The sequence below is a fragment of the Nannocystis exedens genome, from assembly GCF_002343915.1.
GTDB lineage: Bacteria > Myxococcota_A > Polyangia > Nannocystales > Nannocystaceae > Nannocystis > Nannocystis exedens.
Genome location: NZ_NETK01000002.1, coordinates 1 through 12,488, shown reverse-complemented (window position 1 = coordinate 12,488; position 12,488 = coordinate 1). Strand labels below are relative to the sequence as shown.

Genomic DNA, 12,488 nt, shown 5'->3' with positions numbered 1-12,488 from the left:
GCCTTCGACCATCCAGCAGCGCCGCTCCCCGGTGTAGACTCGCGTGCATGTCCACGGACCGCCGGATCTCGACCCAGACAAACGGCCACGTGCGGATGATCGGCCTCGACCGCGCCCCCAAGCGCAACGCCTTCGACCTCGCCATGCTGCGGCAGCTGGCCGAGGCCTTCACCGAGTTCGAGGACGACCCGCAGCTGCGCTGCGCCGTCGTGTTCGCCCACGGCGATCACTTCACCGCCGGCCTCGACCTCGCCGAGGTCGGCCCCGCCGTCGCCCGCGGCGAGCCGCTGTTCCCGGCGGGCGCCGTCGACCCGCTCGGCCTCTACGGCCGCGTGCGCAGCAAACCGGTCGTGATGGCCGTCCAGGGCTACTGTCTGACGCTCGGCATCGAGTTGATGCTGGCCGCCGACGTCCGGATCGCCGCCGGCGACGCGCGCTTCGGCCAGATCGAGATCCGGCGCGGGATCTTCCCGTTCGGCGGCGCGACCTTGCGGCTGCCGCAGGTCGCCGGATGGGGCAACGCGATGCGCTGGCTCCTCACCGGCGACAGCTTCGACGCCGCCGAGGCGCTGCGGATCGGCCTCGTGCAGGAAGTGGTCGAGCCCGGCAAGCAGGTCGAGCGCGCCGCCGAGATCGCGGCCACGATCGCCGCCCAGGCCCCGCTCGGCGTGCGGGCCACCCTCTCGACCGCCCGCACCACCGCCCTGCGCGGCCCCGAGGCCGCCCTCGCCGGCATGATGGACGAGGTCCGCGCGATCATGGGCTCGGACGACGCGCGCGAGGGCCTGCAGTCGTTCATCGAGCGCCGCGCCGCCCGGTTCACCGGCACCTGACCTCTCGGCCAGGTCTCGCGGCGAGCCCGCGCAGCCCGCCCGTCCGCCGCTGCGCCGGTTCGATGGCGACCCGCGGCGACGGGGTTATACTCGCGCGGCACGGCGCGGCGACCGCGCCACGAAGGAGACAGCGATGAAGATCGACCTGGAGAAGTTCCTCGCGGCCACCATGCTGCTCGCCACAGCCACCACCCCGGCCTGCGGCAGCAAGGACGCCAAGAAAGTCGAGACCAAGGCCGACACCAAGACCGCGACCCCGCCGCCCGCTCAACCCCAGCCGACGCCCGCGCCGGTCGCCGCTCCGCCCGCCGCGCCCGAGGCCGCGCCGGCGACCCCGCCGCCCGCCCCCGCCGCCGACAAGCCGTCGGGCGCCGCCAAGCCCGACCCGGGCCCCGAGGAAGAGAAGCCCTCCTGGTGACCTTTCGGGCATGTCCTCGGCGACATGCCCCCAAGGCCCTGTCCTTTTCGACATGCCCGGAGCGTCCTGCGGACTCTCGGGCTCGCCCGCTGTCCCGCCGGCCTGTCCGGCGGGACAGCCGCCTCAGATCCGCGTCTCGCTGCTCGCCAGGCGCCTCTTCCCGAGCATCCCGGCGGCGTCGAACCACTCGTAGATGTCGCGCACGCTGTCGGGGAACGGCCGGACCGTGTAGCCGAGCGCGCGCGCGGCCTTGCCGTGGTCGAAGCGCGCGCGGGTCGCCAGCACCGACAGCGACTCGTGGGTGTAGAGCGGCTCCTGCCGCATCACCGCGCCGGCGACCCCGAACAGCGGCACGCCGAGGCGAGCGAACCAGATCGGCGCCACCAGCCGCGGCGGCTTCACGCCGGTGATCGCCTCGGCGATCGTCCCGATGTCGCGCACGTGCACCGTGTGCCCCGTCAGCAGGTAGTTCTCGCCGCTCTCGCCGCGGGCCTGCGCCGCCAGCATCCCGGCCACCACGTCGCGCACGTCGACGAAGTCGAACGCCCCGTCGATCAGGCTCGGCAGCGACCGGCGGTACAGCTGCAGGAACATCCGGCCCATCCGCGACGGTCCGAAGTCGTACGGCCCGATCACGCCCGACGGGTGGACGATCACCGCGTCGAGGCCGCGGCCCATCACCTCGCGGAGCGCCCGCTCGCCGGCCGCCTTCGAGCGGTCGTACGCGAAGTGGCTCGGCTCGTCGGGCACCCGCGGCCAGCGCTCGTCGACCTCCACGTCGCCCGTGCCCTCGCGATAGAGGTCGAACGCGTGGACCGAGCTGCAGTGGACCAGCCGGCGCACGCCCGCCGCCAGCGCCGCCTCGGCGATCGAGCGCACCCCGTCGACGTTGACCGCGCGCACCAGGCCCCGCGGATCGCCCGAGATCGAGATCTGGGCCGCGAGGTGATACACGACCTCGACGCCGGCGGTCGCGCGGCGCGCCGCGTCCGGATCGCGCACGTCGCCGGTGATGCGTTCGACGTCGAGTCCCGCGAGCGCGCGCTGAGAGTTGCGGACGAGCACGCGGACGCGCTCGCCGCGAGACAGCAACGTACGGACTAAATTCGCGCCGATGTGTCCCGCGGCGCCGGTGACGAGGACGGTCATGCGATCGGCGGGATGATACAGGCGCGCGGCATTGCGCCTCAAGCCCGGCACGACGGCGCCGCACCGCCGGGTTAACCTGGGCCCGCAGATGTCGCGCGCCGGCGGTGATCCCACCCCGCGGTCCTCCGGGCCGGACCCCGATCCCACGCTTGTCGGCGACCCTCCTCCGCAGCCGGATTTCGCCACCGACGAGACGCTCGCCGGAGATCTGTCGCCCGGCGCGCGGGCCTCGACGCCCCCTCCGAGCTCGCCGCCGGACCTCGACCGCTCGTCGCTGTCGCAGCGCGAGCGCGCGCTCCAGCTCACCCGTTACGTCCTCGTGCGTCGCCTCGGCGCCGGCGGCATGGGTGTCGTCTACCTCGCCTATGACCCCAGCCTCGACCGCAAGGTCGCGATCAAGCTGCTGCGCGTGGCCCCCGGCGACGGCCCGGCCCAGGCCGCCCACGCCCGCCTGGTGCGCGAGGCCCAGGCGCTGGCCCGCCTGTCGCACGGCAACGTCGTCGCCGTCCACGACGTCGGCAGCTACGACGCCGACGCGCTCACCACCCTGAGGATCGGCCCGCACCGCACACAGCCTGCCCCGAAGGACAGGATCTCGCAGGCCGCCGGCGTGTTCCTGGTGATGGAGTACGTGCCGGGCATCACCCTCGCGCAGTGGCTCGACGAGCGCGTCCGCGGCGTGCGCGAGGTCCTCGACGTGTTCCTCGCCGCCGGCCGCGGCCTGGTCGCCGCTCACGCCGTCGGCATCATCCACCGCGACTTCAAGCCCGGCAACGTCCTGGTCGGAGAGACAGGTCGGATCTGCGTGTTCGACTTCGGCCTGGCGCGGCCCGCCGGCGAGGTCGAGCCGGCGACCGCCGCCGCCCCCGAGGCCCGCGCCCCGATCGATCCGCTGTCCTCGTCGCTGGTGTCCGGCCCGCTCACCCGCGCGGGCACCCTCGTCGGCACGCCGGCGTACATGGCCCCGGAGCAGCGGGGCGGCGCCGCGATCGACGAGCGCGCCGATCAGTTCAGCTTCTGCGTCGCGCTCTACGAGGGTCTGTACGGCAACCGCCCGTTCAGCGGCGACAACCTGTTCGCGCTCGAGGCGGCCAAGGCCCGCGGGCAGATCGATCCGCCGCGGCGCCCGGCCAGGGTCCCGCCGGCGATCCACCGCGCCATCCTCCGCGGCCTCTCGACTGAACCGGGGGACAGGTGGCCGTCGATGCAGGCGCTGCTCGACGCGCTCGAGCGGCCGCTGCGGCGCGACCGCAGGCGCTGGGCCGTGGCCGCCGGCGGCGCGGCCCTGGTCGCCGGCGCCGTCGCGTTCGCCCTCGCCGGCGACGCGCCCGCGCTGTGCACCGGCGCCGCCGAGGCGCTCGCGCCGACGTGGAACCCCGAGCGACGCGCCGCCCTCGACGCCGCCTTCGCCGCCACCGGCCTGCCCTACGCCCCCGACGCGGCCGCCCGCGCCGGCGCCCGCGTCGACGCCTGGGCCGAGGCCTGGATCGCCGGTCACACCGACGCGTGCGCGGCGGCCAACATCCGCGGCGAGCAATCACATGACCTTTTGGACAGGCGGATGCACTGCCTCGAGGATCGCCGCCACCAGCTCGACGCCCTGCTCGGCGTGCTCACGGGCGCCGACGCCGACGTCGTCGCGCACGCCCACGACGCCGTCGAGGCCCTGCCGCCGCCCAGTCGCTGCGCCGACCTCGACGCCCTGCGCGCCGAAGTGGCCCCGCCCCCGCCCGCGCTCCTCGACGACGTGCAGGCGCTGCGCGACCAGGTCTCGGTCGCCAGCGCCGAGGTGTCCGCCGGCCATCCCGGCGCCGGCCTGGCGCTGCTCGAGGCCGCCGAGCAGCGCTCGCGCGACCTCGGCTACCGCCCGCTGCGCGCCGAGGTGCTCGCCCAGCTCGCCGAGCAGCTGTTCGTCGCCAGCAAGTACGACGACGGCGCCCGCGTTTACGGCGAGGCCTACTGGGAGGCGCTCGCCGCCGGCCACGACCGCCTCGCCTTCGACACCGCCAGCGCCTTCTCCGGCCGCCTCGCGCAGATCCTCGGCCACCCCGACGACGCCGGGCCGTGGCTGCGCAACGCCGAGGCCCTCTACGAGCGGCTCGGTCGCCCCCCGCGCCTCGGCGGCGACCTCGAGTTCCGCCGCGGCCAGATCGCCGAGGCCCGCCGCGAGTACACCACCGCCATCGAGCACTACCGGCGCTCGCTCGCCGACCTGCCCGAGCGCTCGGTCTCCGCCGTCACCACCCGCCAGAACCTCGCCAACGTCCACCTCAGCCTCGGCCAGCTCGACCCGGCGCAGGCGATCTTCGAGGAGCTCCTGGCCCTGCGCCGCGACATCTACGGCGAGGGTCACCCGAACAACGCCTTCTCGCTGTCCGACCTCGGCAACGTCGCCACCCTGCGCGGCGACTTCGACACCGCCGAGAAGCACCAGCGCGCCGCGCTGACGATCCTGCGCGCCGCCCTGCCCCCGCGCCACGAGCGGCTCGCCTACCCGCTCTCGGCGCTGGCCGACATCGCCGCCCAGCGCGGCGACTTCGGCGCGGCCCTCGACGCCTTCGACGAGGCGCGGGCGATCTGGGAGCACAACTTCGGCCCCCGGAGCACCCGCGTCGCCGCGATGCTCGAGCGCCTCGCCTCGGTCCAGCTGGTGCGCGGCGAGCTCGGACTGGCCGAGCAGCACGCCACCCGCGCGCTCGTCATCTGGAGCTCGGCGCAGAGCCCCGACCCCCAGGGCACCGTGCTGGCCCACCTCGCCCTGGCCCAGATCGAGCTCGCCCGCGACGACTACGCCGCCGCCCGCGACCACACCGACAAGGCCTTGCCCCTCTCCATCTCCGTGCTCGGCGAGGACAACCTCTATACCGCCGTCAGTCGAGCGATGCGGGCGGTCGCCCTCGCCGGCCTCGGCGACCTGTCCGGGGCCGAGCGCGAGGCCGACGCCGCCGTCGCCTCGATCGAGCGCAACTACGGCGCCGGCTCGCTGTGGATGTCCGAGGTCCTGACCCCCCGCGCCAGGGTGCGGCAGCTCCAGGGACGCTTCGACGACGCCCGCCGCGACCTCGAGGGCAGCCTCGCCTTGCTCGACCCGCGCAACGCCCCGATCCAGCGCGCCCACGCCGAGTTCCAGCTCGCACAGGTCCTCTGGGACAGCCGCGCAGACCGCGCGAAAGCGCGCACCCTCGCCGTCTCGGCGCAGACCCTGTTCCGTCAGGCAGGGGCGAAGCACTACCGGGCCGAAATCGACGCCTGGCTCGAGCGTCACCCGGGCTGATCCTCGCATGTCCTTTCCGCCATGTCGCAATCGACATCCGGCGGCGACCCTAGGGGAACGAGCGGGGGCGACGCTCCGGTGGTCGCGGCGACCTCTCGCCCCGGCTGTGCGCCCCGCGGACTACCTTGTGCGCCGGATCGCAGGCCGTCCGCTCGCCGGCCTTGCGAGCACGTCACAGAAATTCTGCAGGTCGGCGCTGGCGGAACGGCACACGTCGTGGGAAAGATCAGCGCATGTTGTCGTGCTCTGGCCTGGTCTCGCGCGCGTGCCTCACGGTCGCGTGGCTCGCCCTCGCCGGCTGTTACAGCGGACCTTCGGGCGCCATCGACGAGCAGTCTCCGCCGTCTCGCCCGCCCGTCGGCGACGGCCCGCTGGGCGGCCCCCAGCTCGCGCCGCTCGAGCTCGACGCGCTCTCGCCCGACCCCGCCCCGGGCGGCGTCGAGTTCGACCTCCACGTCACCGGCGCCGGCTTCACCACCTCCAGCGTCGTCGTCTTCGCCGGCCGGGAGCTGCCGACCACGTTCGTCTCGGGCGGCGAGCTGCACGCCCGCAGCGGCCCGCGCAAGCGCGGCGACTACGAGGTCGTGGTCCGCCGCGGCGACGAGGAGTCGCGGCCGCTGACCCTCGCCGTCGACCGCTCGGCCCCGCGGATCCTCGTCCCCGCCGAGGTCGGGGTCGACGAGGACACCGAGGTCGGCCTCGTCATCGACGTCGTCGACGTCGCCGATCCCAAGGCCCTGCGGATCCACCTGCTCGGCCTGCCGCCGGGCGCCACCTGGGACGAGTCGACCCGCACCTTCCGCTTCACCCCCGACTTCACGCAGGGCGGCGATCGCTGGACGGTCACCGTGCTCGCCAACGACGGCGAGTCGCGCGTCGAGACCGCCTTCGACGTCGTCGTCCGCGACACCATCCAGCCGCCGTGGCCCGAGGTCGTCGACACCGAGTTCCTCGACGCCAGCGGGTATGTCCGTTACACCCTGTCGCAAAAGACAGATGATTACCTCGACAGCCCGGGCTACGCCGGCCGCGAGTTCGTCGCCAAGGTCATGGTCCCGCTCGAGGTCCCGCCCGAGGGCGTACCGGTGCGGATCGGCCTGCACGGCTTCGCCACCGCCAACCCCGGCGGCACCGGCTCGGCGAACGAGATCCGGATCTCCCCGCACGACCCCGACAACACCTACTGGTGGGGCTACGCGTCGTCGCTGCCCGAGGCCGAGCCCGCGGCCGGCGGCGCGGCGCCCGATTACACCATGCGCCGCGTGCTCCACCTCGTCGAGTACGTGCTGCGCCACCACCCCGAGGCCGACCCGCAGCGGGTCTACGTCTACGGCAGCTCGATGGGCGGCGCCGGGGCGATGCTGCTCGGCCTGTTGCGCGGGCGTCACTTCGCCTACGTCGACGCGCGCCTCGGCCAGGCGATCGCGCGCAACCACCGGCCGTCGCGGATCACCCAGCTGTCCGGGTGGTGGGGCGCGCCCGAGCTCGACCTCGACGGCGGCGGCGGCCTGTCGGCGTGGGACCACATGGACCTGACGCGCGCGCTCGCCGAGTCGAGCGAGGCCCGCGACCAATTCCTGTTCCTCAAGCACGGCAAGGACGACCCGACCATCCACTTCGGCGCCACCGTGCTGCCGAGCCCGCGCACCGGCGAGAGCTTTTACGAGGCGCTGCAGAGCCGCGGCGTCGGCCACTTCGCCATCTGGGACGAGGGCGGCCACGGCGTCGCCGATCCTGTCCTCGGAGACAGCTGGTGGGCCGGCTCGTGGGCGCCGATCAGCGGCGACGAGGCCACCCTGCGCCGCGACCGGGCGTTCCCCGCGTTCTCCTACTCGTCGCTCGACGACGACCCTGGCGTCGGCGCCGGCAACGGCAAGCAGGACTGGAGCGCCAACGCGGGCTTCGCCGGCGAGGTCGCGGTCGCCGGCGACACCGGCTGGGACGGCGCCATCGCCGGCGCGCTCGGCCGGTTCCTCCGCTGGGACGGCGCCTCGGTCGTCGACACCGTCGACCGCCTGCAATTCGCCCTGCGTGTCCACGCCGGCGAGGGCGCCGACCCGCCCGCCCCGGGCTACCCGAGCGAGGGCGACCGGGTGATGGCCGAGCTGCCCGCCTTCGTCGACGTGACCCCGCGCCGCACCCAGGCCTTCCGCTGTCGCCCCGGCGAGCGGATCGCCTGGTCGTTCGGCCAGGACCACGGCGAGGTGGTCGCCGGCCCCGACGGCAGCGTCACGATCCCCGCCCTGCCGCTGACCGACACCTGGACCACCCTGGTGCTGCGCCGCACGGTCACCGTGATCGCCGCTTCGCACTGACATGGTTGAAAGGCCATGCCCTATCGAACATTTTCATAAAGACATGTCGATCGAGGCATGACCTGACGGGCATGTCCTTCGGGCCAGCGGCGAACACGGCCGTGGCGCACCTGCTCGAGTCGCACCTGCCCGCGCCGTGGCTCGGCCCTTCGGCCCTGGAGCAGCGGCAAAGCGTGGCCCGCAGCCAGCGCCGCTGAAACGCCCGGGCGCCGCACCACGGCAGGCACGACTCGACGCGTGCCCGCGCCCTGCCTCCTCGGCCCGCACGGGCTCGTCGCCGGACACCAGCGACGCGAGCATCGCCGGGCCGGCAACCCCGCCAGGCTCCTGCGGGACGGCGGCGGTCGTCGCGTCCCGGGGTACGACCGCGCGCCTCGACGAATCCGTCCGGCTGCGGTTAGATGCACGGCGTGCGCGGCCCACGGGTGCTCACGGCTGGCCTGGCGGCCGCGCTCGCGTGCGGCGAGCCGGCGCCTGCCGCTTTTCCCGAGCCCGAACCGCCTGACCCACCGCCCTCGCCCGCCCCGCCGCGCCCGGCCGTGCACCTCGAGCCGGTCGACGCCCGCGACGCCGACCTCCTGGAGCGCTGGCCCTCGCTCGCGCACTACCCCCGCGTCCCGCCGGCGCTCGCCTCGGGCCTGCGCGCCCGCGACCCCGCCGCGATCTTCCGCGGCCTCGAGCTCGCCTTCGAGCCCGATCGCTGGGCCGAGGTCGACGCCTGGGAGCGCCTCGGGCACATCCGCCTCGCCGAGCCCGCCGGCTTCTGCCGCACCGACGCCGGCCGGCCCGTGCGCCTGTCCTCCGGGACATACGACCTCGGCTGCCTCGGCGGCTTCCTCGAGGGCGTCCGCCTGCTGTGGTTGCCGCGGCTCGAGCTCGCCGACCTCGTGCCCTGCGAGCCGCCGGGCGGCTTCGAGTCGTGTCGGGACGGCGCCCAGGCCGGTCGCGCCGCCCTCCTGCAGATCGCGGCCCGCTTGCCCGAGGGCGTCCTCCCGCGCGGCCTCGAGGTGCTCGACCTCCGCCTCGCCGAGCTCGGCCCCGAGGCCCTGATCGCGGCCCTGGTCCCGGACGTCCTCCACCTCTGCAGCGTCTCGCACCGCGCCCGCGCCCGCGGCGGCGAGCGCATGTACCATCACATGATGATCGTCGACCCGCCCGCGATCGCCTCGGCCGTGTGCACGTGTTCGACACCACCGGGGCCGCCGGCGTCGCCTGGCGAGCGATGCGACCCGAGCGCCTCCACAGCTACGCGCGCCGCCTCCTGGCCCTCCACGACACCTTCCGCTACGACCCCGACTCCGCCCAGCTCAGCTGCCTGCCCGTGCGCCCGCCGGAGGCCGAAGTCACAGGTCCATGAGGACAGGTCCCATGCGCCAGGTGCGAACGTACATCCTCCGCCTCCTCGCCCTGCTGTGCGCCTGGGGCCTGGTCCACCTCCTGGTCCTCTGCGTCGACGGCTGCACCGACGAGGGTCGCCCCGCCGACGTCGCCGTCGTGCTCGGCAACCACGTCAGCCCCGCCGGCGAGCCCGCGCGTCGCCTGCGGCTGCGCCTCGATCGCGCCGCGCCCTCTACGCCGCCGGCCTCGTCCCGCGGCTCATCGTCAGCGGCGGCCAGGATCCCGGCAGCCCGTACGAGGCCGACGTCATGCGCGACTACCTGGTCGCCCGCGGCGTCCCGGCCGAGCGGATCGCCGTCGACCGCGGCGGCGTCAACACCCACGCCACCGCCCGCTTCGTCGCCGCCGACCTGCGCGCCCGCGGCGAGCGCTCCGCGATCGCCGTCAGCCAGTACTACCACCTCACCCGCACCAAGCTGGCGCTGCGCCGCTTCGGCGTCGACGCCACCGGCGCCCACGCGGATCTCGAGCTCGAGCTGCGCGAGCCGTGGTCGCTGCTGCGCGAGGTCGTCGGCTTCTACGCCTACCTGTTCAAGGACTACCGCCTCGACTGATCGGAGCGGCCCGCGCCGGCCGGCATCCTCTCCCGCGAGAGCGACGGCGTCACCGCGGCGCGGCGACGGGCGGCGCAGGAGCTCGCACGGCTGGCCGGCTGCCCCATACGACATGCTCCTTACGGCAATGCCCGAAAAATCATGCCCGTCCCGAACATGCTCGAACAGGCATCCTCGGTCGGAGCGCCTCGCCCGCTCAGAACTCGTCGAGGCCCTGCCCGAGCTCGACCCCGAGCGCCTCTTGCGCGGCGGCCGGGCACGGCGACGCGAAGCGCGCCTCGTAGCGGGCGGTGAACTCGGCGTTGGCCACGACCGCCTGCCCGTCGGCCTGCAGCTCGGGGAGCAGCCCGCGGACGCGTAGACCTCGATCTCGCCGACGCTGCGGGTCACCGTCGTCTGCAATGAACTCGAGCGAGAAGAACGGCTCGATGAGCTGACGGACCGCGCCCGACACGCACACCGAGTCGGGCTGGCCGACGCGCTCGACGTGGCTGGCGACGCTGACCGTGTCGCCCACAAGGTCGTAGACCGGCTTCTTGGAGCCGAGCACGCCGGAGATGCAGGGCCCGGAGTGGAGGCCGATGCGGAAGCTCCAGTCCCACTCGTCGACGCTCGGCGTCAGCCCCGACGCCACCACCTGAGCGCAGCGGAGCGCGGCGAACGTCGCGTCGACCGCGTGCGACAGGCGGCGGTGCGGGATGCCCGAGACCGCCACGTAGGTGTCGCCGGCGGTGCGCAGCTTCTCGACCCCGAACGCCGAGGTGATCTGGTCGAAGGCCGAGAAGAAGAAGTCGAGCTGCTTGAGGCAGGTGACCGGGTCGACGCGGGCGGCCAGGCGCGAGAACTGGACCGCGTCGATGAACATCACCGTCGACTCGCGGTAGGCCTTGGGCTGGAGCCGCTCGCCGAGCGGCGCCGCCGACTCGCGCGGCAGCACCGCCAGCGCCAGGCTCTTGTCGAGCAGGGTCGCGTGCGCCAGCTGCGACGCCAGCGCCCGCGGCGGGCGGATCGCCACGCCGACCGCCAGCACCGCATCGGATGGCTCCAAGGACAGGTCCCAGGCGACAGGTCCTTCCGGCCAGGGGTTCTCGGGCACCGCCTTGCCGCTGCTCTCGGCCAGGCTGCGCAGGAACGCCGGCGACGCGGCGCCGAACAGCGCGCCGAGGCTGGGCGCGCCGGGGCGGGCCGCCAGCCAGCGGGCCGCCGCGGGCGACGCCGGGGGTCACACGGCCGTCGGCATCGACGCGCAACGCGATGGGCTCCACCAGCTCGAGGATCGCCACCATGTCAGAACTCTCGCGCACGTCCTCGAAGGTCGTCCGGGCGGCGATCGATTCTTCGTCGAGGTTGAGCAGGATTCGGCAGCGTCTCCTGCTGCCAGTCGTCCTCTTGCAGGCGACGGACCAGCACCGGCCCGGGCAGCAGCAGATAGACCAGCTCGACGATGTCCATGATCACGTAGAAGCCGTTCGAGTTGCAGAACTCGAGCTCGGTGAAGTCGAGCACGCTGCGCTGGATCTCGCGCTTCGGCAGGATCTCGCGCAGGTCCTGCAGCAGGGCCGACAGATAGCGATAAGGGTTGTCGATCCGGACCACGCCCGAGAACGTGAGGGAGAAGTTCCCCTCGTCCTCGCGCGCGACGCAGTGGAACACACTGACGCCGCCGTCCATGATCTCGCCGTACGTGAGGACGTTCATTGCGCACCTCGCAAAGGAAACACCGCCTGCATGGTCAGGTTCTCGCCCGAATAGGTCGGACAAGCGGAAGCGGTTCTCGGACACCAGGCGGATGAGGCCGAGCCCGCCGCGCAGTCGCTGCATGCGACGGGCGCGGAGCGTGTCGGCGAACAGGCGCTTCGGGTCGGTCGCGGCCGTCAGCCGGTCGACGCGGTCCTTGACGTCCTGGTACTGCTCGGGGGTCGCCTTGTTGGTGACCTGGACCTGCAGCGCGTCGCCGTCGATGCGCAGGTCGACGCGCATCTGGCTGCCCGGATCGCTGACGTTGTCGATCACGTTCTGGACCAGCTCGGTGATGACCACGTTGGCCTTCTTGCACAGCGCCTGCGGTAGAACACCGTCAGCATCGCCAGCAGCGACTCGCCGACGGTCGTCGCCAGGTTGCCGCGGGCGTCGCCCATGGGCGCGACCGTCAGCGTCAAGCCGACGCTGGTCGTGATCGGGTCGTCGTCGAACTCGTGCTCACTCACGCTGCCCGCCTCCGAAGCACGATGAGGGTGATGTCGTCGGCGTCGACGCGACGGAACTGCCCGTAGTCGTCGAGGCACCGCTGGAGGATCTGGTTGGCCGGCAGCTCGGCGTTGGCGCGCACGAGCTCGTGCAGGCGGCGCGTGCTGTAGTCGGGCGCCGGCGCTGTCCTGGGCCTCGACCATGCCGTCGGTGTACAGCGCCAGCACGTCGCCTGTCTCGAAGGGCAGCTCGTACTCGCTGTAGGCGGCGGGCGCAGGCCGATGAAGGGGTCGCCCTTGTTGAACGTGTGGACCTCGCCGCCGCGGACCAGCACCCCGTAGCCGCCGCCGCACACGTAGC

General features: G+C 73.6%; 10 protein-coding genes and 1 pseudogene. 6 read left to right on the top strand and 5 right to left on the bottom strand.

The annotated features are described in order from the left end of the window. Window positions 1-47 precede the first annotated feature (47 nt). Window positions 48-833: a crotonase/enoyl-CoA hydratase family protein gene (locus tag NAEX_RS44060; RefSeq protein ID WP_096333924.1), complete on the top strand. Its 786-nt coding sequence runs from the start codon at window positions 48-50 to the stop codon at window positions 831-833. A gap of 133 nt (window positions 834-966) precedes the next feature. Further along, window positions 967-1,251 (top strand): hypothetical protein, encoded by a 285-nt coding sequence (locus tag NAEX_RS44055; protein WP_096333923.1) that lies wholly within the window; start codon window positions 967-969, stop codon window positions 1,249-1,251. Between the two features lie 123 nt (window positions 1,252-1,374). On the opposite strand, the gene NAEX_RS44050 is transcribed toward NAEX_RS44055, so the two are convergent. Continuing rightward, entirely contained in the window at window positions 1,375-2,400 is a 1,026-nt protein-coding gene (locus tag NAEX_RS44050; RefSeq protein ID WP_100793503.1) for an NAD-dependent epimerase/dehydratase family protein, read from the bottom strand. A gap of 88 nt (window positions 2,401-2,488) precedes the next feature. Between NAEX_RS44050 and NAEX_RS44045 the strand changes: the two genes are divergently transcribed. The 4 genes from NAEX_RS44045 (at window position 2,489) to NAEX_RS44035 (ending at window position 9,941) form a co-directional block, all read left to right on the top strand. Then, window positions 2,489-5,674 carry a serine/threonine-protein kinase gene (locus tag NAEX_RS44045; RefSeq protein ID WP_100793504.1) on the top strand — a complete coding sequence of 1,062 codons (3,186 nt, stop codon included), beginning with the start codon at window positions 2,489-2,491 and terminating at the stop codon, window positions 5,672-5,674. A 233-nt stretch (window positions 5,675-5,907) separates the two neighbouring features. Continuing rightward, complete coding sequence (locus NAEX_RS44040; protein ID WP_096333383.1) at window positions 5,908-7,989, top strand: alpha/beta hydrolase; 2,082 nt, start codon at window positions 5,908-5,910, stop codon at window positions 7,987-7,989. A 71-nt stretch (window positions 7,990-8,060) separates the two neighbouring features. Beyond that, window positions 8,061-8,186, top strand: a complete 126-nt coding sequence (locus tag NAEX_RS54170) for a hypothetical protein (protein ID WP_256254122.1) — start codon at window positions 8,061-8,063, stop codon at window positions 8,184-8,186. A gap of 213 nt (window positions 8,187-8,399) precedes the next feature. Next, window positions 8,400-9,941 carry a YdcF family protein gene (locus NAEX_RS44035; RefSeq protein ID WP_143825757.1) on the top strand — a complete coding sequence of 514 codons (1,542 nt, stop codon included), beginning with the start codon at window positions 8,400-8,402 and terminating at the stop codon, window positions 9,939-9,941. Window positions 9,942-10,137: 196 nt separating this feature from the next. Here NAEX_RS44035 and NAEX_RS44030 read toward each other — a convergent pair whose 3' ends face one another. The 4 genes and pseudogenes from NAEX_RS44030 to NAEX_RS54845 form a co-directional block, all read right to left on the bottom strand. After that, entirely contained in the window at window positions 10,138-10,989 is an 852-nt protein-coding gene (locus NAEX_RS44030; RefSeq protein ID WP_143825756.1) for an adenylate/guanylate cyclase domain-containing protein, read from the bottom strand. 239 nt (window positions 10,990-11,228) lie between these two features. Continuing rightward, window positions 11,229-11,981 (bottom strand): hypothetical protein, encoded by a 753-nt coding sequence (locus tag NAEX_RS52575; RefSeq protein WP_211302625.1) that lies wholly within the window; start codon window positions 11,979-11,981, stop codon window positions 11,229-11,231. Further along, entirely contained in the window at window positions 11,951-12,148 is a 198-nt protein-coding gene (locus NAEX_RS44020) for a hypothetical protein (RefSeq protein ID WP_096333918.1), read from the bottom strand. The genes NAEX_RS52575 and NAEX_RS44020 overlap by 31 nt, the downstream gene beginning before the upstream one ends. A 189-nt stretch (window positions 12,149-12,337) precedes the next feature. Then, a pseudogene (locus tag NAEX_RS54845) lies at window positions 12,338-12,481 on the bottom strand (hypothetical protein); the annotation flags it as partial. Window positions 12,482-12,488 lie beyond the last annotated feature (7 nt).